Source organism: Arthrobacter pullicola (assembly GCF_014836875.1).
Taxonomy (GTDB): Bacteria; Actinomycetota; Actinomycetes; order Actinomycetales; family Micrococcaceae; genus Arthrobacter_B; species Arthrobacter_B pullicola.
On the sequence record NZ_JACSQC010000003.1, the window covers coordinates 188,851 to 215,663 of the forward strand.

A 26,813-nucleotide genomic window follows, 5' to 3' on the forward strand; every position below is an offset into this window, starting at 1 on the left:
CCCCGACCACAGCTGTCCTCATGCTCGAGGACGGCCGCAGCTTCCGCGGCCGCAGCTACGGAGCAACCGGGTCGGCCCTGGGTGAGGCCGTCTTCGCCACCGGCATGACCGGCTACCAGGAGACCATCACCGATCCCTCCTACGCGCGCCAGCTGGTTGTCCAGACGGCTCCGCACATCGGTAACACCGGCGTGAACAACGACGACGCCGAGTCCCGCCGCATCTGGGTCGCCGGCTACATCGTCCGCGACGCCGCCCGCCGGCCCTCCAACTGGCGCTCCGAACGGACGCTGGACGAAGAGCTCGAAGCCCAGGGCGTCGTCGGTATTTCCGGCGTTGATACCCGTGCCGTCACCCGGCACCTGCGCGAACGCGGCGCCATGAAAGCCGGCATCTTCTCCGGCGAAGCAGCACAGCGCACCGACGCCGAACTGCTGGCCGATGTACGTGCACAGGAATCCATGGCCGGCGCCCGGCTGGCTGAAGAAGTCAGCATCGACGCCGCCTACACCGTGGAGCCGTCCGCCCACGGCTGGGACGGGGAACCGCTGTTCACCGTCGCCGCCCTTGACCTCGGGATCAAGTCGATGACCCCGGTCCGCTTCGCCGAACGCGGCGTGCGTGTCCACGTCCTGCCGGCCTCCGCCACCCTGGCTGACGTCCAGGCAGTGAACCCGGACGGCGTGTTTATGTCCAACGGACCCGGCGACCCCGCCACCGCCGATGACCAGGTCAAGCTGCTGCGCGATGTCCTGGACAGCGGAGTGCCGTTCTTCGGCATCTGCTTCGGCAACCAGATCCTCGGCCGCGCGCTGGGCTTCGGCACCTACAAGCTGCCCTACGGCCACCGCGGCATCAACCAGCCGGTCCTGGACCGGCGCACCGGCAAGGTGGAAATCACCAGCCAAAACCACGGCTTCGCCGTCGACGCACCTCTGGACGGCCCGGTAACCGCTCCCGAAGCGCGCTTCGGGCAGGTCGAGGTCAGCCACATCAGCCTCAACGACAACGTGGTGGAAGGCCTGGCGTGCCTGGACATCCCCGCGTTCTCCGTCCAGTACCACCCCGAAGCTGCTTCCGGACCCCATGACTCCGCCTACCTCTTCGACCGCTTCGTCGACCTGATGGCCGCCAGCAAGAACAAGGAATCCAACTAATGCCCCGCAGAACCGATCTCAAGTCCGTCCTGGTGATCGGCTCCGGCCCGATCGTTATTGGCCAGGCCGCCGAATTCGACTACTCAGGCACGCAGGCTCTCCGCGTCCTGAAGGAGGAAGGCCTGCGGGTCATCCTGGTCAACTCCAACCCGGCCACCATCATGACCGATCCGGAGTTCGCTGACGCCACCTATGTTGAGCCGATTACCCCGGAGGTGGTCGAGAAGATCATCGCCAAGGAGCGCCCCGACGCCGTCCTGCCGACCCTGGGCGGCCAGACCGCGCTGAACACCGCGATTGCCCTGGACAAGAACGGTGTGCTGGAGAAGTACAACGTCGAACTCATCGGCGCCAACATCGAAGCCATTGAGCTCGGTGAGGACCGGGAGAAGTTCAAGGGCGTCGTCGAGCGCTGCGGTGCCGAATCCGCGGAATCCATCATCGTGCACAGCATGGACGAGGCCTTCGCCGCCGCGGAAAAGCTTGGCTATCCGATGGTCGTCCGTCCGTCCTTCACCATGGGCGGGCTCGGCTCAGGCCTCGCCTACAACGCCGAGGACCTCCGCCGGATTGCCGGCGCCGGCATCCAGTACAGCCCGACCTCCGAGGTATTGCTCGAAGAGAGCATCCTCGGCTGGAAGGAATATGAGCTGGAGATGATGCGGGACAAGAACGACAACGTGGTTGTCGTCTGTTCCATCGAGAACTTCGACCCGGTAGGCGTGCACACCGGCGACTCCATCACCGTCGCCCCGGCCATGACGCTGACCGACCGCGAATACCAGAAGCTGCGGGACATCGCGATCGCCGTGATCCGCGAAGTCGGCGTTGACACCGGCGGCTGCAACATCCAGTTCGCCATCGAACCGGACACCGGCCGCGTCGTCGTGATTGAAATGAACCCGCGTGTTTCGCGTTCCTCGGCACTGGCCTCCAAGGCCACCGGTTTTGCGATCGCCAAGATCGCCACGAAGCTCTCGCTGGGCTACACCCTGGACGAGATCCCGAACGACATCACCAAGAAGACCCCGGCGTCCTTCGAACCGACCCTGGACTACGTCGTCGTGAAGGTGCCGCGCTTCGCCTTCGAGAAGTTCCCGGCCGCCGATCCCACGCTGACCACCACCATGAAGTCGGTCGGCGAGGCGATGGCGATCGGCCGTAACTTCACCGAAGCCCTGCAGAAGGCACTGCGCTCCCTGGAACAGAAGGGTGCCCAGCTCACGTTCGACCCGGTGGACCCCGCTGATGTTCCTGCCCTGATCGAGGCAGCCAAGCGCCCCACCACGGACCGGCTGGCCCAGGTCCAGCAGGCACTGCTGGGCGGCGCCACCAACGAGCAGCTCTACGAGGCCACGGGCATCGATCCGTGGTACCTGGACCAGCTGGAACTGATCAACGAGGTCGCCGCCGAAATCCGCAGCGCCCCGCAGGTCACCGAGGACGTCCTGCGGCTGGCGAAGCGCCACGGTTTTTCCGACGAGCAGATCGGCAAGCTCACCAACCAGTCCGAATCCGTGATCCGCGGCGTCCGGCACGTGCTGGGCATCCGTCCGGTCTACAAGACGGTTGATACCTGCGCCGCCGAATTCGCCGCGTACACCCCGTACCACTACTCGTCCTATGACGAGGAGGACGAGGTTGCGCAGCACGCCAAGCCGTCCGTGATCATCCTCGGCTCCGGTCCGAACCGGATTGGGCAGGGCATCGAGTTCGACTACTCCTGCGTCCACGCGACCATGGCCCTGCGTGAAGCCGGCCACGAGACCGTGATGATCAACTGCAACCCGGAAACCGTGTCCACGGACTACGACATCTCCGACCGGCTCTACTTCGAACCGCTGACGCTTGAAGACGTGCTGGAAGTCATCCACGCGGAGCAGCGCACCGGCGGCGTGCTGGGCGTCTTCGTCCAGCTCGGCGGCCAGACTCCGCTGAAGCTGTCCCAGGCCCTGGCCGACGCCGGCATCCCGATCCTGGGCACGTCCCCGGAAGCGATTGACCTGGCCGAACACCGCGGCGCCTTCCAGCACGTGCTGGATGAAGGCGGCCTGATCGCCCCGAAGAACGGCACAGCGGTGTCCTTCGACGAGGCGAAGAAGATCGCCGACGAGATCGGCTACCCGGTCCTGGTCCGCCCGTCCTACGTGCTCGGCGGCCGCGGCATGGAAATCGTCTATGACGAAGCCAACCTCTCGCGTTACATCGCCAACGCCACGGAAATCACCCCGGACCATCCCGTCCTGGTGGACCGGTTCCTGGAAGACGCGATCGAGATCGACGTCGACGCCCTCTTCGACGGCACCGACCTGTACGTCGGCGGGATCATGGAACACATCGAGGAAGCCGGCATCCACTCCGGTGACTCCTCCTGTGTGCTGCCTCCGATCACCCTGGGTGCCGACGTGACCGACCGCGTGGTTGAAGCCACCCGGGCCATCGCCTCCGGCGTCGGCGTGCGCGGCCTGATCAACATCCAGTTCGCCCTGGCCTCGGATGTGCTCTACGTGATCGAAGCGAACCCGCGGGCTTCCCGCACGGTCCCGTTCGTCTCCAAGGCGACCGGCGTTCAGCTGGCCAAGGCAGCCGCCCTGATCGGCATGGGAACCACCATCGCCGAGCTGCGTGCGGCCGGGAAGCTGAAGGCCACCGGCGACGGTTCGGTCCTGCCCCTGGACGCCCCCGTGGCAGTCAAGGAAGCCGTGCTGCCGTTCAGCCGGTTCCGCACGCCCGAAGGCACCGTCGTTGACTCCCTGCTCGGCCCGGAAATGCGTTCCACCGGTGAAGTCATGGGCATCGACAAGTACTTCGACACCGCGTTCGCCAAGTCCCAGGCTGCAGCCAACTCCGCGCTGCCCACCTCGGGGAAGATCTTCGTGTCAGTCGCCAACCGGGACAAGCGCTCCATCATCATGCCGGTGAAGCTCATGGTGGACCTCGGCTTCGAGATCCTCTCCACCGGCGGCACCGCTGAGGTGCTGCGCCGCAACGGCATCCAGGCCACCACCGTCCGCAAGGTCGGCGAAGGCAGCGGGCCGGACGGCGAAGGCACCGTGGTGGACCTGATCACCGCCGGTGACATCAACATGGTGATCAACACTCCCTCCGGCGGCCAGGCCCGCGGCGACGGTTATGAAATCCGGGCAGCGGCCACCTCGATCGGCTGCCCGGTTATGACCACCGTGTCCGAGTTCGGTGCGGCGGTGCAGGCTATCGAAGCCATGCGCTCCTACGAATGGGATGTCTGCTCGCTGCAGGAATACGCTGCCAAGCTGCAGGCTTCCACCGGTGCCTGAGCAGCAGGCCCGCGGCAATCATGATGCCGTCCCCGGGCGCGCACTCTTCGGTGCGCGCCTGCGGGCGGCGATGGATGCCCGCGGCCCGCTGTGCGTCGGAATTGATCCGCACCCGGCCCTTCTTGCCGCCTGGGGATTGAACGACGACGCCGCCGGGCTGGAGCGCTTTTCCCTCACGGTCCTGGAGGCGGTGGGGGAGCAGGCTGCTGCCCTGAAGCCGCAGGTGGCGCTGTACGAGCGCCATGGTTCGGCCGGTATGGCCGTGCTGGAGAAGCTGCTTGCCGCCTGCACCGGGGCCGGTGTGCTGTCCATCGCCGACGCCAAGCGGGGGGACATCGGTTCCACGATGGCCGCCTACGCGGACGCCTGGCTCCGGAACGGCTCGCCACTGGCGGCCGACTCGGTGACGCTGAGCCCGTACCTGGGCTTCGAGTCGCTGCGTCCGGCGCTGGATCTGGCGGCGGAGACCGGCCGCGGAGTTTTTGTCCTGGGCCTGACTTCCAACCCGGAGGGTGCCTCCGTGCAGCATGTGGGTGCTGACCGGTCGGTCGCGGCCCGCATTGTCGACTCGGCCGCGGCGGAGAACTCCGCCGCGGGCACGCTGGGCTCCACCGGCCTGGTGATAGGGGCAACCGTGGGAACGGCGCTGGCGGATCTGGGCATCAACCTGGCCGCCGCGAACGCGCCGATCCTGGCGCCCGGGCTGGGAGCCCAGGGCGCCACCGGCGAGGACCTGCGGAGGACCTTCGGTGCCGCCTATGCCAATGTGCTGGCGACATCGAGCCGGGACATCCTCAAAGCGGGCCCGGACCGGGCGTCGCTGCAGGCCGCGGCTGCACGGACGCTGGAAGGACTGCCCCGCGCATAGCGGTGCCGGCGGGGGTTTCCCCGCCGGTATCCGTTGCAAAGCGGGACCCTTGCGGATAGGTTCGGACACTAGCCCAAGTAACCGAAAGACCGCCGGCGGCACCCGTGCCTGAGCGGTTCGTCTTCGCCCGGGAGAGTCAATTGAACCTCAAACCACTGACTGAAGAAGAGCGCACCAGGGCGCGGGAGAAAGCCACAGCCGCGCGCACTGTGCGGGCCGAGATTAAGTCCAAAATCAAGTCCGGTGAACTCTCCATCGAAGAGGTCATCGTTTCGCGCGCCGGCGAGGAAGCGGTGGGCCGGCTGAAGGTGGTCGACCTGCTGCGCGCCCTGCCCGGTGTGGGGGAACGCCGCGCAGCTGGAATAATGGCTACGGTGGGTATCGCCCCAACCCGCCGTGTGCGGGGGCTCGGCGTCCACCAGCGCAAGGCGCTGATCGAATTACTGGAGTCCGACTAAGGCTGTTCCGCATACTGCGGGCAGCGGCGTCGGACCGAAACCCTAAACAAGTGAGGTCTACGTGTCGCAACCGCGGCTGACAGTTCTGGCAGGTCCCACCGCCGTTGGCAAAGGCACTGTGTCCACCTACATCCGGGACAACTATCCCGAGGTCTGGCTCTCCGTTTCCGCCACCACCCGGGCCCCGCGCCCGGGTGAGGAAAACGGCGTGCACTACTTCTTCGTCACCGCCGAGGAGTTCGATGAGCTGGTTGCCGAAGGGCAGATGCTCGAATGGGCCGTTGTCCACGGGCGCAACCGCTACGGCACCCTGCGGCGGACCGTGGAGGCCGCCATGGCCGACGGGAAGTCTGTGCTGCTGGAGATAGACCTGCAGGGCGCACGCCAGGTCAAGGAGTCCATGCCGGAGGCGAATTTCGTGTTCCTGGCTCCGCCGTCCTGGGATGAAATGGTCCGCCGGCTGGTCGGCCGCGGCACGGAAACACCCGAAGAGCAGCAGCAGCGGCTGGAAACCGCTAAACTGGAACTTGCTGCCGAGTCCGAGTTCAATCACACTGTCATCAACGATGACGTTCAGCGGGCTGCAGCAGAGCTCGTATCACTCATGGGGATCAGTCCCCGCCCACGCTGATCTGCTCTGGCGCAGGCGCAACCTACTGACCCGCACGAATACTTTGGAGATCTTTTGTCTACCCAGCCTGAAGGCATTATCAACCCGCCGATCGACGACCTGCTGACGGCCGCCGACTCGAAGTACGCCCTGGTCATCTACGGTGCCAAGCGTGCCCGCCAGATCAACGCGTACTACTCCCAGCTGCACGAAGGCCTCTTCGAGTACGTTGGCCCGCTGGTGGAAACCAAGCTCAATGAAAAGCCGCTCTCCATCGCCCTGCGCGAGATCAATGACGGCATGCTGGTCTGCCGCGCCAACGAAACCGCCGAGTAACTAACGGCTTAGCGCTGCAAGGGGAGGTAGGACAGGCGTGCGCATTGTCCTGGGGGTAGGCGGCGGCATCGCCGCCTACAAGTCGGCATCGCTGCTGCGCCTGTTCACGGAGGCCGGACACAGTGTCCAGGTCATCCCCACGGAAGCGTCCACCAGGTTTGTTGGCATAGCCACCTGGGAAGCGCTCTCCGGACACCCCGTGAGCACCTCGGTGTTCGACGCCGTTGACACGGTCAACCACGTCCGGCTGGGCCACGAGGCAGACCTGATCGTAGTGGCACCGGCCACGGCCGACCTGCTGGCGCGGGCGGCTGCCGGCCTGGCCTCCGATCTGCTGACCAACACGCTGCTGATGGCGCGCGGGCCGGTGTTTTTTGCCCCCGCCATGCACACCGAAATGTGGAACCATCCGGCCACCCAGGCGAATGTGGCCACCCTGCGTTCACGCGGCGCCATTGTCATGGAGCCGGCCTCCGGGCGGCTTACCGGTAAAGATTCCGGTCCGGGCCGCCTCCCTGAACCCGATGACATCTTCGCCGCGGCCCTTGCGGCCGCTGGAGTAACCAAGGCTGAAAAGTCCGCCGCTGAAAACACGGACCAGGACAATTCCACGAACAGCGGCAGGCTCGCCGGCAAGACCGTGACGGTTACGGCGGGCGGCACCCGCGAACCCCTGGACCCGGTACGTTTCCTGGGCAACCGCTCCTCCGGCAAACAGGGCGCAGCCATCGCTGAAGCAGCCCTTGCCGCCGGTGCCCGGGTGCGCTTCATTGCGGCCCACCTGGAAACGCCCGTGCCCTCCGGCGTCGACCTGGTCCAGGTGGAAACCGCGCTGGAACTGCGCGAGGCAGTGCACGCTGCGGCGGCCTCCACCGACGTCCTGGTGATGTCTGCCGCCGTGGCGGACTTCCGTCCCGGCGAAAACGCCGAGACCAAAATCAAGAAGCGTGACGACGGCGCGGACCCCGTGATCACCCTGGTCCGCAACCCGGACATCCTGCAGGAGGCCGTGCAGTGCCGGGCCGAATCCGGCACGGGGCCAGCACTTATCGTCGGTTTCGCCGCCGAAACAGGAGACGGTTCTGCCTCGGTCCTGGAGTACGGCCGCCGCAAGCTGGAACGCAAAGGCTGCGACCTTTTGGTCCTGAATCAGGTGGGCCGGTCCCTGGTGTTTGGCCAGGACAACACCGAAGTCCGTATCCTCTCCCCGCAGGACGCGCCGGGCTCCGAGCCGGAGGCCGTCGCCGGCAGCAAGGCAGACGTTGCCCGCCACCTCGTGGACCGCATTGCGGAAGAACTTGACGCCGCACTGCCCTCGGTTTAGCCAGAAGAAGTTAGATGACTGTGGATTGCTGTGCATTGCAGCCGCACGGCATTCGAACAGCTACGCACCTCCCCGCACGGGGACTGTCCCCGGAACGAAGTAGAGTAAACCCGTGACTTCCAGCAATTCTCCCGCCAGCGCCGAGCGCCCGCTCCGGCTGTTCACCTCCGAGTCCGTGACCGAGGGACACCCGGACAAAATCTGTGACCAGATCAGCGATGCCATCCTGGACGGCCTGCTCAAGGCCGATCCCGAGTCCCGCGTCGCCGTAGAGACCCTTGTGACCACCGGGCTGGTCCACGTCGCAGGCGAGGTCACCACCGAGGGTTACGTAGAGATCCCGCAGCTGGTCCGCGACACGATCCTTGAGATTGGCTACGATTCCTCTGCCAACGGCTTCGACGGAGCCCGCTGCGGTGTCTCCGTGTCGATCGGACAGCAGTCCCCGGAAATCGCCTCGCGGGTCTTCAACTCGGTGGAGAACCGGTCCGGCAGCGCCGTTGATCCCCTCGACGCGCAGGGCGCAGGCGACCAGGGAATTATGTTCGGCTTCGCCAGCGACGAAACCAGCGTCCTGATGCCCACCCCGATCTGGCTGGCGCACCGGCTCTCCGAGCGGCTGACCCAGGTCCGCAAGGACGGGACACTTCCGTACCTGCGCCCGGACGGCAAGACCCAGGTGACCATTGGCTACGACGGCGACCGGCCGGTTTCGGTGGACTCCGTGGTGGTCTCCACCCAGCACGCCGCCGATCTTGACCAGGAACAGCTGCACCAGGACATGATTGCCCAGGTAGTGAAGCCCGTCCTGGCCGGCATCGACCTGGACACTTCCAATGTCCGCCACATCATCAACCCGGGCGGCCCGTTCGTGATCGGCGGCCCGGTGGGCGACGCCGGCCTGACCGGACGCAAGATCATTGTGGATACCTACGGCGGGTTCTCCCGCCACGGCGGCGGCGCCTTCAGCGGTAAGGATCCCAGCAAGGTGGACCGTTCCGCTGCCTACGCCATGCGCTGGGTCGCCAAGAACGTGGTTGCGGCCGGCCTGGCCCGCCGCGCGGAAATCCAGATCGCCTACGCAATCGGCATGGCGCGTCCGGTCGGCATCTACGTGGAGACCTTCGGGACCGAAACCGTAGACCCGATGCGCATTGCGGCGGCCATCAACGAGGTCTTCGACCTTCGTCCGCTGGGGATCATCAACGCCCTGGACCTCAAGCGCCCCATCTATCAGAAGACGGCAGCACACGGTCACTTCGGCCGCGAAGAGGAAGGCTTCACCTGGGAGCGCCTCGACAAGGTCGAGGACCTGCGCAGCTACTTCAACGCCTGATCCGGATGGGACAGCGGCCGGAAGGGGAAGCCCGGAACGGTGAGGCCGTGCAGCTTTCACTGCTCCACGGCTTCACGCCACCGGCGGCTCCGGTGGGCAAGACCCAGCCGGCCCTGCATCTGCCGATTGCACGGGTTCTCCTGGACTCGCCGCTGCCGCACCTAGACCGGCCCTTCGACTACCTGGTAGCGGCGGAGTACGACGCCGTTGCCCGGCCCGGCGTCCGGGTCAAGGTGCGGTTCGGCGGCCAGGAGCTGCCGGGATATCTGACCGCACGGCTGGAGTCCACGGACACCACCGCCCGCCTGATCGCCCTGGGTAAAGTGGTATCGCCCGTCCCGGTCCTGAGCCAGCAGGTCCTGCAGCTGGCTGAGGCAGTAGCTCTCCGGTACGCCGGTTCCGTTCACGATGTGCTCCGGGTGGCCGTGCCGCCCCGCGTGGCGCGGGTGGAAAAGGAGTTCGCCGGCCGCGGGGTACCGGAATCACCGGACGTGACGGATGCTCCGGACATACCGAATGCGCCGGAAAGAGCGGAAACTCCGGAAACTCCGGATGTTCCGGATGTACCGGCGGCAGCGGACCAGGACACGGTGGATTCCACTCTGGCTGCCCCCGGTGAACCCGCTGAACCGGGCAAACCCAGTGAACCCAGCGAACCCGTTGCCCCTTCCCCCTTCCGGCGGTATCCCCATGGACCCCGGTTCCTTGGCCACCTGGCTGCCGGACACAGCCCGCGGGCCGTGCTGTCTTCCCTGCGCGGCTACGGACCCGACGCCTGGCCGGCCGAAATCGCCGCCGCCGTCGAGGCGACCGTGCGCTCAGGCCGCGGCGCCGTCGTCGTCGTCCCGGACCAGAAGGACCTGGCCCGCGTGATGGCAGCCCTGGAGCCCCGCCTGGCGGACGGCACAGCAGTGCGGCTGACCGCCGAAGACGGACCGACCCCGCGTTACCGCAGCTTCCTGCAGCTGCTCTACGGAGATGCCACGGTGGCGGTGGGTACGCGCTCGGCAGCATATGCGCCGGTGGCGAACCTGGGCCTGGTCTGCATCTGGGACGACGCCGATGACCTGCATGCCGAACAGCGGGCACCGTACCAGCACGCCCGCGACGTCCTGCTGCTGCGGGCTGAGGCCGCCGGCGCCGCAATGCTCGTTGCCTCCCATACCCGAAGCACCGAGGCACAGCGCCTGGTGGAATCGGGCTGGGCTGCTGCACTCACCGCTGATCGAACGCTGGTCCGCGAGTCCACACCCCGGGTCATGAGCACTGCCGACACGTTCAACATGGAGCGTGATCCGCTGGCCGCCCGCGCCCGGATCCCGCACGCGGCGTGGAAGGCTGCCCAGGATGGGCTGAAGCGTGGCCCGGTGCTGGTGCAGGTTGCACGGACCGGCTTCTCACCTGCACTGTCCTGCCAGGACTGCCGTGAGCCGGCCCGGTGCAGCCAGTGCCAGGGCCCGATGGCCCAGGCCGGCCGCAATGCCCTGCCCGCCTGCCGCTGGTGTGCCCGTCCCGAACCGCGCTGGCACTGCCCGTCCTGCGGCAGTTTCCGGCTCCGGGCCTCCACCGCAGGCGCCGGCCGGACAGCCGAGGAGCTGGGCCGTGCCTTCCCGTCAGTGACCGTGGTGTCCTCGGCCGGGGATCACATCCGGACCGAGGTCCCGGACGCGCCGGCACTGGTGGTGGCGACCCCCGGTGCCGAACCCGTCGCGCCGTCGGGCTATGCGGCAGCGCTGCTGCTGGACGGTACCGCGATGCTCTCGCGGCAGTCCCTGGACGCGCAGGAAGAAACGCTGCGCCGCTGGCTGACCGCCGCGGCCCTGGTCCGTCCTGCCAGGGACGGGGGAGTGGTGGTTGTGACGGCGGATGACACCGCAACCGTCGGCCATCTGCTCCGCTGGGATCCCGCGGGCGCCGCGGAACGTGAACTTGCCCTCCGACGCGAGCTCGGACTCCCGCCGGCCGTCCGGTACGCCGAGCTGACCGGTTCCCGGGAGGGCCTGGAAGGTTTTGTGTCCAGACTGAGCCTCCCGGAGCGTGCCCGGATCGTGGGACCCGCACCGGTGGAGGAGTCGTTCCGCGGGGAAGAGCCCGGCACCCTGAACGGCACAGGCCGCTGGCGCACCCTGTGCTTCTTCCCCTACGGGGACGCTCCAGCCGTCACGGCGGCCATGCGGGCCGCGAAGGCCGCGCTTTCCGCCCGCCGCACCGGTGATCCCGTTTATGTCCGGGTTGACGGCCCGGACATCCTGTAGCGGTTCTGTCCACTACAGTGTGCAGATGGTCATAACCCCCGATACCAAAAACTGGACCTGGGTCCTGGAACGGCCGTGCCCCGAGTGCGGATTCGACGCCGCTGCCACGGCCTTCGGCGACGTTCCGGACCTGCTGCGCGGCAGCGCGGAACAATGGCAGGGAATTCTCGCCGCCCCGGGTGCCGCGCGCCGCCCGGATGACGCTACCTGGTCACCCCTGGAATACGCAGCCCATGTCCGGGACCTGTGCCGGGTCTACCGGATGCGGCTGAACCTGATGCTCGCGACCGACGGCGCCGGGTTCGCAGACTGGGACCAGGACGCCACCGCGGTTGCCGAGCGGTACGGCGAGCAGGACCCGGCGGTGGTCGCCGCCGAACTGGCAGCGCAGGCCGAGGCCACCGCGGCGGCTTTCGCTGCCGTCGAACCCTGGCAGCTCTCCCGGCGCGGGCTGCGTTCCGACGGCAGCGCCTTCACCGTGGATTCCCTGGCCCGCTACTTCCTTCACGACGCGCTCCATCACCTCTGGGACGTCCGTCCCCGGTAGGGGCTCCGTCCCGCAGTCTGAGTCCCACAGGCTGAGTCCCGCAGGCTGAGTCCCGCCGCCGGCTACGGGGTCCGGCGGCGCAGCGTCACCGAACCCAGCACCAGGAAGGCCACGGTAAAAGCCGCCAGGATCCCCACTTCACGCAGGACGTCTGGCGCTGCATCCGTCTCGGTTGAGACGTCCTGGAGCGCTGAGATCGTGTGGGAGAGGGGCAGCCAATCGGAGACTGCCGCCAGGACATCGGGCATCTGGTCGCGGGGAATGAATATCCCGCCCAGGAGGATCTGTGGAAAAACGATGGCAGGCATGAACTGGATCACCTGGAACTCGGTGCGGGCAAAAGCACTGGCGAACAGGCCCAGGGTGGTGCCCAGGAGGGCATTCATCACGGCCACGAAGACCAGCAGCCACGGCGGGGAACTCACTTCAAGGCCGCAGACCCACACGGAAAAGCCGGCCGCGATCAGTGACTGCACGGTTCCCAGGAGTCCAAACGCGACCGCGTAACCTGCTATCAGGTCGAATTTGCCCACCGGCAGCGTCATCAGCCGTTCCAGCGTCCCCGAGCGCCGCTCCCGCAGGGTGGTGATGCTGGTTACGAGGAACATGACCACAAAAGGGAAAAGACCCAGCAGGGCCGGCCCCACCTGCCCAAACACCGAAGTGTCCACGAAGATCCAGGACATCAGGCCGATCAGCAGGATGGGCATCACCAGGAGCAGGACGATGGTGCGGGGATCATGCCGGACCTGCCGGAGGACGCGGACAGCGGTGGCCAGGGCCGGCCGGGGCTTCACGGTTCTCCGCCGAGCAGGACAAGGAAAGCCCGGTCAGCGTCGCGTGCCCCGGTCTGTTCCAGGAGCTCCATGGGGGTCAGGTCAGCCAGCAGCCGGCCTTTGTGCAGCAGGAGCAGGCGTCCACAGCGGCTGGCCTCATCCATGACATGGCTGCTCACCAGCAGGCTGGTGCCGCGTTCGGCGAGCTGCGCGAACAGCTTCCAGAGCTCCTGGCGCAGCAGCGGATCGAGTCCCACGGTTGGCTCGTCGAGCACCAGCAGGTCCGGGTTGCCGACCAGTGCGGCCGCCAGCGAGACCCTGCTGCGCTGGCCGCCACTGAGGCCGGACACGGGCCGGTGGGCTTCGGGTCCGAGATTAACCTCACGGATGGCCTGCTCCACGGCGTCCCTCCCGCGTCCCAGCAGCCGCGCAAAGTAGGCCAGGTTCTCCGCTGCCGTGAGATCGTCGTAGACGCTGGGCGCCTGGGTCATATAGCCGATCCGGCCGCGCAGCTGGGCCGAACCGGCCGGCTGACCCAGCACAGTGACCACTCCGCCGCTGGTTATCTGGGTGCCTGCCACGGACCGCAGGAGCGTTGTTTTGCCGCTGCCGCTTGGACCCATCAGGCCAACCACCTGGCCGCGTGGAACCTCCAGCGACAATCCGCTGAACACTTCCCTCCCGCCGCGCCGCACGGCGAGGTTCTGCACGGACACCGCTGATAGTCTTTCCATGGCACTCAGGATAGACAGGGTGCTTATGAAATACTCGGGCGCCCGTCATTAGAGGGCGTCCCACGAAGGAGATCGATGTCCTACCCCCAGACAAGCCGCGAAATCCACCTGGCCTCCCGTCCCGAAGGGTGGCCCGTTGACGGGAACTTCCGGCTGACCGAAGTTCCCGTGCCTGAACTGCAGGACGGCCAGGTCCTGGTTCGGAACACGGCAATGTCGGTTGACCCCTACATGCGCGGCCGGATGAATGATGTGAAGTCTTATGTTCCGCCCTTCCAGCTCGATCAGCCGCTCGACGGCGGCGCCGTCGGTGAAGTCATCGAGTCCCGTTCCGACGCCCTCAAGCCCGGCGACACCGTTCTGCATGGCCTGGGCTGGCGGGACTACGCCGTCCTGGACGGCGCACGTGCCCGCAGGATCGATACCAGCCTGGCCCCGGCCAGCGCTTACCTCGGCGCTTTGGGCCTGACCGGCCTGACCGCCTACGCCGGCCTGACCAAGGTGGCTGAATTCAAGGAAGGCGACACCGTCTTCGTTTCAGGCGCTGCCGGCGCCGTGGGATCCCTGGTTGGCCAGATCGCCAAGGCACTGGGCGCACGCCGGGTAATCGGAAGCGCCGGTTCCGCGGAGAAGGTGGAGCGGCTGCTGGAACTGGGCTTCGACGCCGCCTTCAATTATCACGACGGTCCCGTCAAGGAGCAGCTGGCACAGGCCGCCGGTGCCGAAGGTATCGACGTCTACTTTGACAATGTCGGCGGAGATCATCTTGAAGCCGCGATTTCGGTGCTGAACAAGTTCGGGCGGATTGCCATGTGCGGCGCGATTTCGCAGTACAACACCACCGAAAAGCCCACCGGACCGCGCAACCTGGCGCTGGCGATCGGCAAGGAACTGACGCTGCGTGGATTCATTGCGAGCAGCTACAACCAGTACGCGGACGAATTCGCCGCGCTGATGGCCGGTTGGCTGCGCGACGGCCAGGTCAGCTATGACGAGACCTTTGTCGACGGCCTGGAGAACGCACCGCAGGCGTTCATCGACCTGATGAAGGGCGCCAACAAGGGCAAAATGGTGGTCCGGCTGGGCTAGCCCGGAGCACCGGGGTTCACCCGGGCACCCCGGTTTAGCGGATCACCCGGTTTAGCGGGCCCTGCGGCGTTTCCTCGCCGCGAACAGGCGGGAGGCCTCCGCTGCCGCGTCAACGAGCTGCTTTGCTGAGGCATCCCAGCCGTATTCGCCGGCCCGGCGCAGCCCGGCGGCGGCGGTCGCCTCCCAGCACCCCGGATCCGTAAGATCATTGACTGCTGCCGCGAAGGCTTCCGGCCTGTCCGGATCAACCAGAAGGGCCGCCCCGCCGGACACCTCGCGGAAAATGGGGATGTCACTGGCAATCACGGGTGTCCCGGCCGCCATGGCTTCGATCACGGGCAGTCCGTAACCCTCCGCCTTGGACAGAGTGACCAGCGCAGTGGCCCGGCGGAGCAGGGCATCGTATTCCTCATCGGTTACCCCGTTGTGGAAGACCAGCCGGGACGGTTCCGCGGCCAGCGCTGCCAGCTCGGACTGCCTGTCCGGGCTGATCCTGCTGAGCAGGTGAAGGGTGTAACCGGGCAGGGCGGACATGCCGCGAACGATCGTCTCAACATTCTTGTACGGCATGAAGGAACCCATGTAGAGCAGGAACGGTTCCGGCGCGGAACCGGCCGCACGCGGCACGGTCCCGGGCTGCGGGGCGTTGGAGACCAGCCGGACCGGACGGCGGGTCAGGCGGTGCCGTTTGATCAGGTCAGCCGTGGTGTGGCTGATGGTGGCGACGACGTCGGCCCGGTTCAGGAGCACGCGCTGTGGCCAGTAGGCCAGGTGGTAGAGCCGCCACAGCAGCCGCACCGGCAGCGGCAGGAAACCCGGCGGCGTCGGATTCTGGTAGTAGATCAGGTCGTGCAGGGTCAGAATCAGCGGGTAGTTCCGCCCCCAGCTGCCCATGGTCTGCATCGGGCTGACCACCGCATCGGCGTCGAACCGGTTAAGCCTGCGCGCGACGAAAAGCTCAGCGGGGGAGAGTGGGGAATTAACCTTGACCCAGGGCACATCCGGGAGCAGCGCCAGCTGTCTCTCGTCACTGATCAGCATCTGCACCTGCGCATGCCGGGACACGGCCTCGATAAGGCTGGCACCGTACCGGCTGATCCCGTCGTGCTGATCAGTGCGCGTGAACCGGGCATCGAACAGAATTTTCATGCCCGGTGCCTCCGGTCCAGGAAGCCGGCGATCAGGGCCGCCGCCGCGTCCGGGGCCTCGTAGTGCACCAGGTGCCCGCAGCCCTCGATGATCTCCAGCTCCGAGTCCGGGATCATGCCGGCGAGCCTGCGCTGGGCGGGAACCGACCCGAGATCATCCCGGTCCGCCGCGATCAGCAGGACGGGCATCCGCAGCGCCGCAGCGGAGTCCCGCACGGTCTCGGAAATGGAGGAACGGAACGCTTCTAGTACGACGGCGCGGGAAGCGAAGGCGCTGAAGTAGGCATCGTGCTGGGCATGGATCCAGCGGCGCAGCCCCGGATCGGACGTCTTTGCCATCATGATGCTCGTGCCCCGCACGATGAGGGGATGGGCCAGCAGGGCATGCCCGGCAGCCTCCGGCAGCTTCGCCGCGGCCCGGTAATACAGTTCGGCTGCCTTGCTGGTGATGCCCTTCGGCCCCTCCAACGCCGGTTCGCAGATCGGGTTGACCAAAACGAGTTCGCTGATCAGTTCCGGCGATTCCGCCGCGGTCCGTGCCGCGACGATCGAACCGAAGGAATGGCCCAGCAGGACCGTGTCGCTGCCCAGCCCGAGTTCACTGAAACTGGCGCGGACAAAGTCCGCGTAGGCCGCCGCGTCATGGGTGCCCGGAAGGACGGCGCCCTGGCCAAATCCAGGCAGGTCCGGGACGATCACGCGGTGGTTCGGCAGGGCCTCGGCGATGCGGAGCAGGCCGTGGTGGTCGCCCCGGAAACCATGCACCATAAAAATGGGCGGCGCGTCCGGAGCCCCGCCAAGCTGGGGGAAGTCCCAGCACCGCTGGGCCGTCCCCTGGACCCGGTAGGTACGGACATCCGCTTCGCGCGTGAACGGTCCGGGAGCACCCATTCCGGCGGTGCCGGGCCGGCGCAGCAGCCGCATCTAGTTCACCTCACGGGGGTCTGAGCCGGTGCGCTGACCGCGGTCGAGTGCGTTGAGGGAGGCCATCTGGGCGGCGTCGAGCTCGAAGGAAAACACGTCGAGGTTCCCGGCGATCCGGTCCTCGCTGCTGGCCTTGGGAATCACGGTGTTCCCGGACTGGATATGCCAGCGCAGCACCACCTGTGCAGGTGTCCGTCCCAGATCAGCTGACATCTCTTCGATCACTGGATCGGCCAGGACGGCGCCCCGTCCCAGGGGACTCCAGGCAACCGTGCGGATGCCGTACGCGTCGTGGAAGGCCCGCAGTCCGGCCTGCGCCAGCCACGGATGAAGCTCCACCTGGTTTACCGCGGGCACGATTCCGGTGGCTGCGGCCAGTTCCTCGAGGTGCTCCTGGTTGAAATTCGAGACGCCGATGGCGCGCACCCGTCCGGACGCATAGATCTCCTCCAGCGCCCGGTAGGTTTCGACGAACAGTCCCCGTCCGGGGCAGGGCCAGTGGATGAGATAGAGGTCAAGGTATTCGAACCCCAGCCGGTCCAGCGAGGCATCAAAGGCGCGGAAGGCGGCATCGTACCCCTGGTCGGTGTTCCAGAGCTTGGACGTGACGAACAGGTCGTCGCGGACCACATGCCCTGCGGCTGTGAAGTTCCGGACCGCAGCGCCGACGCCTTCCTCGTTGCCGTACAGGGCGGCAGTGTCGATGTGCCGGTAACCGGCGTCCAGGGCGGAGGTGACCAGTTCCGCGGCCTCCCTCGGCGGGACTTTGTACGTGCCGAATCCGGCCTGGTCCATCTCCACGCCGTTGTTCAAGGTCAGTTTTGGGGCCCGTTGCATGCTCAAACTCTACCGAGATCAGCCCGCGGGGTTAGCAACGAGGTGGTGCGGGTCCCTGACCACGGCTTATTAGACTTGCTGACCTGCAGTTTTAAAGTTTTCGTGGCGCTAAACGTAAAAGCTTGATTCCATAGGCCTACAGTGCGCCGAGCTGGAAGGCCCCCGCCTGCGCTACATCCCGCTCTCAGAGTCACGGTCACGCCATGAGAACCTAAACAGAACAACAAACAATGGATCGGAGGGAGTCGATGGTGACTCTAGGAGAGATATTCGTCAGCGAAATGATGGGTACAGCAGCCCTGATCGTCCTGGGCTGCGGCGTCGTCGCAAACGTGGCCTTGGTGAAGACCAAAGGCAATGGCGGCGGCTTCCTGATGGTGAACTGGGGGTGGGGGCTCGGCGTGTTCGCCGGCGTCTATCTGGCAGCGGTTTCCGGCGCCCACATCAACCCCGCAGTGACCGTCGGCATCATCACCAGCGGCGCGGAGGAGTTCGTTCCCGGCATCGACGTGACCTTCGGCTCCACGCTGACCTACTTCGGCGGGCAGCTGCTCGGGGCAATGATCGGCGCCTTCGCAGCCTGGCTGGCCTACAAGAAACAGTTCGACGAAGAGCCGGATCCGGCCAACATCCTTGGTGTGTTCTCCACCGGGCCTGCCATCCGGTCCTATGGCTGGAACCTCGTGACCGAAGTTATCGGCACCTTCATGCTGATGGTCGTTATCGTGGCCTTCGCCGGCACTCCTTCGGGGCTGGGGCCGTTGGCTGTGGCGCTGCTGGTCGTCGGCATTGGTGCCTCCCTCGGCGGTCCGACAGGCTACGCCATTAACCCGGCGCGTGACCTCGGCCCCCGCATCGTCCACGCCCTGCTGCCGATCCGCAACAAGGGAAACAGCGACTGGGCCTATGCCTGGGTGCCTGTTCTCGGGCCCCTGGTCGGCGGAGCGCTCGGCGGCTGGGTAGGCTCGATTATTCCACTGCCGGCAATCCTCTAACCGGTCCCGGGTCCCACGATCCACTCACCTCGAAGGAGAGACCAAGTGTCAGACAGCAAGCAGCAGTACGTCATCGCGATCGATCAGGGCACCACGAGCAGCCGGGCGATTGTCTTCGACCACACCGGCAGCATCGTCTCGTCCGGACAAAAAGAACATGAGCAGATCTTTCCCCGCGCCGGCTGGGTGGAGCACAACCCCGAAGAGATCTGGACCAATGTCCGCGAAGTCGTCGGAACCGCCCTCTCCAAGGCGAACCTCACCCGGCACGACATCGCCGCCGTGGGAATCACCAACCAGCGCGAAACCGCGGTGGTCTGGGACCGCTACACCGGCAAACCCGTCTACAATGCGATCGTCTGGCAGGACACCAGAACCCAGCCCATCGTGGATGAACTGGCCAAGGACGGCGGGATGGACCGGTTCAAGTCCAAAGTGGGCCTGCCGCTGGCAACCTACTTCTCCGGCACCAAGATCAAATGGATCCTCGATAATGTTGACGGTGCCCGGGAAAAGGCCGAAAAGGGCGAGCTGATGTTCGGGAACACGGACTCCTGGGTCGTCTGGAACCTCACCGGAGGGGTTGAGGGCGGGGTCCATATCACTGACGTCAGCAACGCCTCGCGGACCATGTTCATGGACCTGGACACGCTGCAGTGGGACGACTCGATCCTGGAGGTCTTCGGTGTTCCGAAGTCGATGCTCCCCGAGATCCGGTCCTCGTCCGAAGTCTACGGAGCGGTGCACGGTTCCCAGCTGCTCCGTGAAGTCCCGGTAGCGGGCATTCTGGGCGATCAGCAGGCCGCGACCTTTGGGCAGGCAGCCTTTGGGATCGGGGACGCAAAAAACACTTACGGCACCGGCAACTTCCTGATCTTCAATACCGGTGAAGAGAAGGTCATGTCGCAGAACGGCCTCCTCACCACGGTGGCCTACAAAATCGGGGACAGGCCTCAGGTCTATGCGCTCGAAGGGTCCATCGCCGTCACCGGTTCATTGGTCCAGTGGCTGCGGGACAACCTCGGCATCATCAAGAGCGCCCCGGAAATCGAAAAGCTGGCCGAGGCGGTGGAGGATAACGGCGGCGTGTACATCGTCCCCGCGTTCTCCGGCCTCTTCGCGCCGCACTGGCGCGCTGACGCCCGCGGTGTGATCGTCGGCCTGACCCGGTTCGTGAACAAGAACCATATTGCCCGGGCCGCACTGGAAGCCACGGCCTTCCAGACCCGGGAAGTGCTCGACGCCGTCAATGCCGACTCCGGTGTTCCGCTCACCGAACTGCGGGTCGACGGCGGCATGGTCGCCAACGACGCGCTGATGCAGTTCCAAGCTGACATCCTGGGCGTTGACGTTGTCCGCCCCGAGGTCGTGGAAACCACGGCGCTCGGAGCTGCGTACGCCGCCGGCCTCGCCGTCGGCTTCTGGAATGACACCGCGGAACTCGCGTCAAACTGGAAGGAAGACAAGCGCTGGACCCCGCAGATGGAGCCGGCGGAGCGCGACCGCCAGATGCGGCTGTGGAACAAGGCCGTCACGCGCACCTTCGATTGGGTGGACGAAGACGTGCGTTAAGGTCCGGTTCCCTGTCCGGAGGGACATGCGCCAGGACCGGGAATGCCGTTTTCCACCGGAAAACGGCATTCCCGGTGTCTGCATGGGTCCGTAACCGGGCGCGCGGCACCTGTTCCGCTGCCGCCGTCGGGCACTGCCTGTTGTAAAGTGGATAAATGACCGCTTTGCTCCTCCTTAGATAGCCGCGTTGATGCACAACGCGGCAGCCCCTTGCATTTGACGAGGGGCTTTTGTGTGTCTGGGAAGAGTTAACAGCGCAGGCGGAACCGGCGGCATGCCGGAGACCGCGGATCACCAGGATTCATTGAGGACAGAGGCGAAGCATAGTGAGCACGCAGTCACAGACTGACCAGTCGGAAGATGCCGTATACAGTTTCGCGGCCATGGAGCAGAAGTGGCCGGCCGTCTGGGACGATCTTGGCGTCTTCACGCCCGCCGACGACGGAAGCCGTGAACGCCGCTACGTCCTGGACATGTTCCCGTACCCCTCGGGTGACCTGCACATGGGCCATGCTGAAGCATTCGCCATGGGCGACGTTGTTGCCCGCTACTGGCGCCAGCTCGGCTTCGACGTGCTGCACCCAATCGGCTGGGACTCCTTCGGCCTGCCCGCTGAAAACGCGGCCATCAAGCACAACGCCCACCCCAGCGAGTGGACGTACCGCAACATCGATACCCAGGCTGAGTCCTTCAAGCGCTACGCGATCAGCGTGGACTGGTCCCGGCGCCTGCACACCTCGGATCCCGGCTACTACCGGTGGACGCAGTGGCTGTTCACCCGCTTCTACGAGCGTGGACTGGCCTACCGGAAAAACTCCCCGGTCAACTGGTGCCCCAAGGACCAGACCGTGCTGGCCAACGAGCAGGTTGTCAACGGCGCCTGTGAACGCTGCGGCACCCAGGTCACCAAGAAGTCGCTGAACCAGTGGTACTTCAAGATCACCGACTACGCCGACCGGCTCCTGGATGACATGGAACAGCTCAAGGGCTACTGGCCGGAGCGTGTTCTGGCTATGCAGAAGAACTGGATCGGCCGCTCCGAAGGCGCCCACGTCCGCTTCAATATCGAAGCCGCCGGCGGCAAGCCCGAAGAGCAGGTCACCGTCTTCACCACACGTCCGGACACCCTGTACGGAGCAACCTTCTTCGTGGTCGCTGCCGACGCGCCGCTGGCACTGGACCTGGTGACCGAAGAGCACCGTGAGGCCCTGCTGGAATACCGCGAGCAGGTCAAGGCCCTCTCCGACATCGAACGCCAGGCCACCGACCGCACGAAGACCGGTGTCTTTACCGGCCGCTATGCAGTCAACCCGCTCAACGGCGAAAAGCTGCCGGTCTGGGCCGCCGACTACGTGCTGGCCGACTACGGCACCGGCGCCATCATGGCCGTCCCGGCACATGACCAGCGAGACCTGGACTTCGCCAAGGCCTTCGGCCTGCCCGTGCGTGCCGTCCTCGACACCGGCGAAGAAGACCCCGCCGTCTCCGGCACCGCCACCACCGGCGAGGGAACCCTGGTGAACTCCGGCAGCCTGGACGGGCTGCCGAAGGCGGAGGCTATTCCCGCTGCCATCCGCGTGCTGGAGGAGAAGGGCACCGGCGAGAAGTTCGTGAACTTCCGGCTGCGGGACTGGCTGCTCTCCCGGCAGCGCTTCTGGGGAACCCCCATCCCGATCATCCACTGCGAAAAGTGCGGCGAGGTTCCGGTTCCGGATGACCAGCTGCCGGTGACCCTGCCGGACAACCTGAAGGGCGAGGCACTGGCGCCCAAGGGCACCTCTCCGCTGGCTTCGGTTGAGGAATGGGTCAACGTCCCGTGCCCGTCCTGCGATGGTCCGGCCAAGCGGGACACGGACACCATGGACACGTTCGTGGACTCCTCCTGGTACTTCATGCGCTTCGTTTCCCCGCACTACACCGAGGGTCCCTTCGATCCCGAAGCCGTGCGGAACTGGATGCCGGTGGGGCAGTACGTGGGCGGTGTGGAGCACGCCATTCTGCACCTGCTTTACTCCCGGTTCTTCACCAAGGTGGTCAAGGACATGGGCCTCATTGAGGCCGACGAGCCGTTCAGCGCCCTGCTGAACCAGGGCCAGGTGCTCAACGGCGGCAAGGCCATGTCCAAGTCGCTGGGCAACGGTGTGGACCTGGGCCAGCAGCTGGATAAATACGGTGTCGACGCCGTGCGCCTCACCATGATCTTCGCGTCTCCGCCGGAGGACGACGTCGACTGGGCGGATGTTTCGCCGTCGGGCTCCGCCAAGTTCCTGGCCCGCGCCTGGCGCCTGGGCCAGGACATCACCAGCGAGCCCGGAGCCGATGTCGCCGCGGGTGATAAAAAGCTGCGCGCGGTTACGCACCGCACGGTCGCGGACGCCGCCGATCTGCTGGATGCCGGCAAGTTCAACGTCGTCATTGCCAAGCTGATGGAACTGGTCAATGCCACCCGCAAGACCATCGATTCCGGTGCCGGCGCAGCCGACCCGGCCGTCCGCGAGGCTGCTGAAGCCGTGGCCGTGATCCTGAGCCTCTTCGCGCCGTACACGGCGGAAGACCTCTGGAACGCGCTGGGCCACCCGGCCTCCGTGGCGAACGCCGGCTGGCCGGCAGTCGACCCGGAGCTGCTCGTACAGGACAGAGTGACTGCCATCGTCCAGGTCAAGGGCAAGGTCCGCGACCGGCTCGAGGTTCCGGCCGACATCACCGAGGATGCCCTGCGCGAACTGGCACTTTCCTCGGAGCAGATCATCAAGGTCCTCGACGGAGCCGGGATCCGCACGGTGATCGTCAAGGCACCCAAGCTCGTGAACATCGTGCCGGCCTAGGACTGCGCTCCATGGACTGGACGGCGCTGCGCGGACGGTGGTTCAAGCCCCGGGCAACCGGGGCGGACACCGTGCCGCCGCCGCGCATCGCCGTCGTCACGGATTCATCCTGCTCGCTGCCCAGCGGCTGGGCGGAGTCGGAACGCGTCGCCGCCCTGGTCCGGGTCGTTTCCATGCCCGTGATGATCGGCGACCAGATCTACGGTGAGGGCACCGACAAAATGATCGGTGCCCTGGCCCTGGCTCTCGCGCAGGGACAGGACGTCCGCACGTCACGCCCGGCGCCGGGGCAGTTTGAGGCGGTGTACGCCGAACTCGCCGACGCCGGCTACGCAGCCATTGTCTCCGTCCACCTTTCCGGCAAACTCTCCGGAACCGTGGACTCGGCCCGCCTGGCGGCCCGGACGGCAAAAATCCCGGTCCACGTTGTAGATACTGCGTCCGTGGCCATGGGACTGGGATTCGCGGTGGAGGCCGCGGCGGAAGCGGCGGCAGCGGGTGCGGACGCTCAGAGCGTGGCGTTGGCTGCCACGTCCCGGGCTGCCGCAGGTGACATCCTCTTTTACGTCCCCAGCCTCGAACAGCTCCGCCGCGGCGGCCGGATCGGGGCTGCCGCCGGATGGTTCGGCACCCTGCTGGCGGTCAAACCGATCCTGGCCATCCGGGACGGACTGGTGGTCCCGATCGAACGTGTCCGCACTGCCCCGAAGGCCCTGGCCCGGCTGGAAGAGCTCTGCCGCGCGGAGCTCGCTGCCAGAACCGGACCGGTCCGTGTGGCAGTGCACCATTTCGGCAACGAAGCGGAGGCCGAGCGGCTGGCGTCGGCGGTGATCCGTGAACGTGCCGATGCAACGGTGTTGCTGTGTCCGCTGCCCGCTGTGCTGGCCGCCCACGCCGGTCTTGGTGTGCTGGCGGTGGCTATTGCGGCGGCGGTGGATCCAGGGCCTGCTGAAACAGGCACGAATGCCAGCGGGCCGGCCGGTCCCGGACCGGCAGAAACAAAGGATGCCGGCCAGCAGGATCCCGGACCGTCCCGCGGTCAGCGGCCGGATGCCGCCGGGCAGGGAACGGATCCCGCTCCGGTGAGCGGCTCAGCATCAGTGCGTGACTTGGATCCGGACACGGACATCGACTGACCCTCCACAACTTCCGGCAGGTACCGGTACGGCCCGAAGGCATCCACAACGGCTTCGGTTGAACCGGCAGGACAGGCTGCCCGGGCTAGGTTTCAGGGATGGCCGCACACCGCTGGGACACCGAACCTGCACAAATCCTGCCCTCGCGCCTCACAGTCCGCCGCCGGAGGGAACGGCAGGCCGCTGGTCTGCCGCCGGAATCAGCTGGCAGGCGGTTGGACAGCGCCCTTCCGGACGAGACCCCGGACGGTATCCAGGCTGCTGAGCAACCGGCTGCCCTTCCCCGACGGTGGCGGTTTCCGCTGCGTGCTGCCGTTATGTTTGCGTGCCTGCTGGTGGCGGCAGCCGTCGCCATACCCCTGATCCAGAATCGTGAGCCACACGAAACCATTGCCGTGGAACTTGGTGCCGGCGTGGACACCGCGGAGGGTGGCGTCACATCCATTCCTGGATCGGACCAGCCTGCGTTGGGCCTGCCGGGAACGGATTTAGCCACGGGACCGGCCCAGAACCCGTCGGATGGCGCGCCACCGGGTGAGCTGCCCGGGTCGCCGGAACGGACAACAGCCACCAGCCCTGAATTCGTGGTCCACGTGGCCGGAGCCGTTGCCGCCCCGGGAATCGTGCGTATCAAGTCCGGTGGCAGGGTGGCCGACGCGGTTGGGGCGGCAGGCGGGGCCCTGCCCGAAGCTGACCTCACCCTGGTGAACCTCGCCGCACTCATGGAAGACGGAAGCATGGTGGTGATCCCCGCGATTGGCTCGGACGCCGCGGGACCGGCAGTCGCTTCGGCCCCCTTTGGTCCATCTGGGCCTGAAAACCCATCCGGGCCGGGGGTGGGTTACACGCCGGGGTATGCATCTGGGGTGGGTGGTGGCGCAGCGGGAGGTGTAACCGGCGGCAGACCAGCTGCGGGGCCGGTAAACCTCAACACCGCCACCGATGCTGAACTACAGACTCTTCCCCGTGTGGGGCCGGTCCTGGCAGCACGGATCGTAGCCTGGCGGACCGACCACGGCAGGTATACGCGGCCGGAAGACCTGGATGCCGTACCGGGAATCGGGGAGGCCATGCTCGCAGCGCTTCTGCCATTGGTTACGGTCTGACCCCTGTGGGACCTGCCCCCGGGCGCGGGCGTTGAGGCGGCTAGCCCCGGTAATGAGGAGCCTGTTTTAGCCGCTACTATTTCAGAATGCCCACTGAGCCCATCCCCGAAGATTTATGGTTCGAACCTAGTGTTCAGCTGGAGGGGAGTGGCATAGTTATCCGCCCTGCTTTACGTCTTCTCACCCTTGCAACATTGGAAGAAAGCATCAGTGGAATGGCTGCCGATGTCGCGGGGAGGCCGCGTACAAGCTGTGTGCCCTTTGTGATCATCCAGAATTGGAGCGCATTGTTTCCGGACCTGGGGCCAGCCAACTATACGCTGAGCGAAAGTCGATTCTATTTTCCCTTGGCGCTTGAATTTGATAACCGGGCCTCCTTCGACATAACCGAACTGCAGGGTGTAATAATATTACTGATTTCTGCAAACGGTAAGCGCCTGGAACTTCCGATAAGCCGATTATTTGCAGATTTCATCCTTCTGACAGAGACTCTCGGGATGATGCTTCAAGCGGCCGGAGATAATACCTTCAGAGTATTGTCTGTGCCTCAGGAGGGCTCCGATGTGAAAGTGCCACAAGTAGCCGACACGGGTGCTCTAATGTCCCAGGCAAATTTTGACAGGATTCTGAAATCTCCAAGGGCTTGGCGGGCTAAGATCAGCGCAAATCCTCGACTTTATGTCGATCAAGCTAATGATTCGGTCACTTACGAACACTACTTTATTGACCCGGTGGACAGGCGAGTCTCAAAAACACTCGTTCAGGAGATATGCCTTCTCTGTTTAACAACCGAAAATATAACGCGGGAGCACTGCACGCCGAACTGGCTGATGAAAAAAATGCAACTTCAACCAATTGTGGCATCGGTTTTGTGTGAAACATGCAACAACGAGCAAGGTCGTAAACTTGAGTCTCCAATTGAGCAGGCGTTTATCGCAGGCAGTTTCCTCAGTGATGAGAAACTGACAAATATGTGGGCGCTAAAAACCGCTCTCACGCTCGCGGCTTCCCAGAATATTCACGTCCCGCGCGTATTGGCGGAGGCTGTTCGCGCTGGTGACACTAGCCTGGGCGGAGCCCAGGTGCTGGCGCTTCGTGATCAAGGTTCTTCGCCGAAAAGAGAGTTTAGATTCGTAGTGGCATCACTCAGCGATGAAGATCGTGAGAATGGCCGATTTGCACTCCTGTTTACCTTCTTGGACTTTAGTTTCCTTGTGCTGCGCTGGAAGCATGCCAGTCCTTCATTGGAAACACTCGTGCGTGATATAACTTCCACACAATATCCCGAAGTATCGCATCTGGGAGTGATGCACATATTGCTTGAAAGATTGAGTGGTACGAGGTTGGTGGCCAAATTGCCAGGGGAGACTTGGTTGTAACGTCGCTTGACCGCGCACATCCTGGACCAAACCCAACCGGTGTTCTAAGCGGCGACGTCGAAAAGACCGGGTGGCCGCTGCCATTGCCTCGGATCCTCTGCATCA

At 65.5% G+C, this 26,813-nt stretch carries 22 protein-coding genes; 17 read left to right on the forward strand and 5 right to left on the reverse strand.

The window, feature by feature from the left end; translation table 11 throughout:
- Positions 1-20 precede the first annotated feature (20 nt).
- The 10 genes from carA to H9638_RS07185 all read left to right on the forward strand — a co-directional run bounded on the left by carA (position 21) and on the right by H9638_RS07185 (position 12,187).
- Positions 21-1,157: a glutamine-hydrolyzing carbamoyl-phosphate synthase small subunit gene (gene carA / locus H9638_RS07140; protein ID WP_191746828.1), complete on the forward strand. Its 1,137-nt coding sequence runs from the start codon at positions 21-23 to the stop codon at positions 1,155-1,157.
- A complete protein-coding gene (gene carB, locus H9638_RS07145) occupies positions 1,157-4,453 on the forward strand; it encodes a carbamoyl-phosphate synthase large subunit (RefSeq protein ID WP_191746523.1) in 3,297 nt (1,098 codons plus the stop codon). The genes carA and carB overlap by 1 nt, the downstream gene beginning before the upstream one ends.
- Positions 4,446-5,321 carry an orotidine-5'-phosphate decarboxylase gene (gene pyrF, locus H9638_RS07150; RefSeq protein ID WP_318241813.1) on the forward strand — a complete coding sequence of 292 codons (876 nt, stop codon included), beginning with the start codon at positions 4,446-4,448 and terminating at the stop codon, positions 5,319-5,321. The genes carB and pyrF overlap by 8 nt, the downstream gene beginning before the upstream one ends.
- Positions 5,322-5,461: 140 nt before the next feature.
- The gene (mihF, locus tag H9638_RS07155; protein WP_191746525.1) at positions 5,462-5,779 is read left to right on the forward strand and encodes an integration host factor, actinobacterial type; all 318 of its coding nucleotides are present in this window, start codon (positions 5,462-5,464) and stop codon (positions 5,777-5,779) included.
- A gap of 61 nt (positions 5,780-5,840) precedes the next feature.
- Positions 5,841-6,410, forward strand: a complete 570-nt coding sequence (gene gmk / locus H9638_RS07160) for a guanylate kinase (protein WP_191746526.1) — start codon at positions 5,841-5,843, stop codon at positions 6,408-6,410.
- A 54-nt stretch (positions 6,411-6,464) separates the two neighbouring features.
- Complete coding sequence (rpoZ, locus tag H9638_RS07165) at positions 6,465-6,725, forward strand: DNA-directed RNA polymerase subunit omega (protein ID WP_066297574.1); 261 nt, start codon at positions 6,465-6,467, stop codon at positions 6,723-6,725.
- Between the two features lie 37 nt (positions 6,726-6,762).
- A complete protein-coding gene (gene coaBC, locus H9638_RS07170) occupies positions 6,763-8,049 on the forward strand; it encodes a bifunctional phosphopantothenoylcysteine decarboxylase/phosphopantothenate--cysteine ligase CoaBC (RefSeq protein ID WP_191746527.1) in 1,287 nt (428 codons plus the stop codon).
- A 112-nt stretch (positions 8,050-8,161) separates the two neighbouring features.
- Complete coding sequence (metK, locus tag H9638_RS07175) at positions 8,162-9,385, forward strand: methionine adenosyltransferase (RefSeq protein ID WP_191746528.1); 1,224 nt, start codon at positions 8,162-8,164, stop codon at positions 9,383-9,385.
- A gap of 5 nt (positions 9,386-9,390) precedes the next feature.
- Entirely contained in the window at positions 9,391-11,640 is a 2,250-nt protein-coding gene (locus H9638_RS07180; protein WP_191746529.1) for a primosomal protein N', read from the forward strand.
- Between the two features lie 25 nt (positions 11,641-11,665).
- A complete protein-coding gene (locus H9638_RS07185; protein ID WP_191746530.1) occupies positions 11,666-12,187 on the forward strand; it encodes a DinB family protein in 522 nt (173 codons plus the stop codon).
- 62 nt (positions 12,188-12,249) lie between these two features.
- Here H9638_RS07185 and H9638_RS07190 read toward each other — a convergent pair whose 3' ends face one another.
- Together H9638_RS07190 and ccmA are read right to left on the reverse strand one after the other, a co-directional pair.
- Positions 12,250-12,984, reverse strand: coding sequence for an ABC transporter permease (locus H9638_RS07190; protein WP_191746531.1), 735 nt, complete (start codon positions 12,982-12,984; stop codon positions 12,250-12,252).
- Positions 12,981-13,697 (reverse strand): heme ABC exporter ATP-binding protein CcmA, encoded by a 717-nt coding sequence (gene ccmA / locus H9638_RS07195; protein WP_191746532.1) that lies wholly within the window; start codon positions 13,695-13,697, stop codon positions 12,981-12,983. Before ccmA ends, H9638_RS07190 begins: the two co-directional genes overlap by 4 nt.
- Before the next feature lie 75 nt (positions 13,698-13,772).
- Between ccmA and H9638_RS07200 the strand changes: the two genes are divergently transcribed.
- Positions 13,773-14,786, forward strand: a complete 1,014-nt coding sequence (locus H9638_RS07200) for an NADP-dependent oxidoreductase (protein ID WP_191746533.1) — start codon at positions 13,773-13,775, stop codon at positions 14,784-14,786.
- Between the two features lie 51 nt (positions 14,787-14,837).
- Here H9638_RS07200 and H9638_RS07205 read toward each other — a convergent pair whose 3' ends face one another.
- Genes H9638_RS07205 through H9638_RS07215 form a run of 3 tightly spaced genes read right to left on the reverse strand, consistent with a single transcriptional unit; the run spans position 14,838 to position 17,695 of the window.
- The gene (locus H9638_RS07205) at positions 14,838-15,935 is read right to left on the reverse strand and encodes a glycosyltransferase family 4 protein (RefSeq protein ID WP_191746534.1); all 1,098 of its coding nucleotides are present in this window, start codon (positions 15,933-15,935) and stop codon (positions 14,838-14,840) included.
- Positions 15,932-16,858, reverse strand: coding sequence for an alpha/beta fold hydrolase (locus H9638_RS07210; protein ID WP_225217133.1), 927 nt, complete (start codon positions 16,856-16,858; stop codon positions 15,932-15,934). Before H9638_RS07210 ends, H9638_RS07205 begins: the two co-directional genes overlap by 4 nt.
- A complete protein-coding gene (locus tag H9638_RS07215; protein WP_191746535.1) occupies positions 16,859-17,695 on the reverse strand; it encodes an aldo/keto reductase in 837 nt (278 codons plus the stop codon).
- A gap of 251 nt (positions 17,696-17,946) precedes the next feature.
- Here H9638_RS07215 and H9638_RS07220 point away from each other — a divergent pair, with 251 nt between their 5' ends.
- From H9638_RS07220 to H9638_RS07245, 6 genes are all read left to right on the forward strand, one after another.
- Entirely contained in the window at positions 17,947-18,690 is a 744-nt protein-coding gene (locus H9638_RS07220; RefSeq protein WP_191746830.1) for an MIP/aquaporin family protein, read from the forward strand.
- A 45-nt stretch (positions 18,691-18,735) separates the two neighbouring features.
- Positions 18,736-20,262, forward strand: a complete 1,527-nt coding sequence (gene glpK / locus H9638_RS07225) for a glycerol kinase GlpK (protein ID WP_191746536.1) — start codon at positions 18,736-18,738, stop codon at positions 20,260-20,262.
- A gap of 323 nt (positions 20,263-20,585) precedes the next feature.
- Positions 20,586-23,087, forward strand: a complete 2,502-nt coding sequence (gene leuS / locus H9638_RS07230) for a leucine--tRNA ligase (RefSeq protein WP_404799650.1) — start codon at positions 20,586-20,588, stop codon at positions 23,085-23,087.
- Between the two features lie 11 nt (positions 23,088-23,098).
- Entirely contained in the window at positions 23,099-24,223 is a 1,125-nt protein-coding gene (locus H9638_RS07235; RefSeq protein WP_191746537.1) for a DegV family protein, read from the forward strand.
- 98 nt (positions 24,224-24,321) lie between these two features.
- Positions 24,322-25,329 carry a helix-hairpin-helix domain-containing protein gene (locus H9638_RS07240; protein ID WP_191746538.1) on the forward strand — a complete coding sequence of 336 codons (1,008 nt, stop codon included), beginning with the start codon at positions 24,322-24,324 and terminating at the stop codon, positions 25,327-25,329.
- Between the two features lie 86 nt (positions 25,330-25,415).
- Positions 25,416-26,708, forward strand: a complete 1,293-nt coding sequence (locus H9638_RS07245; RefSeq protein WP_191746539.1) for a hypothetical protein — start codon at positions 25,416-25,418, stop codon at positions 26,706-26,708.
- The last annotated feature ends 105 nt before the right edge of the window (positions 26,709-26,813 follow it).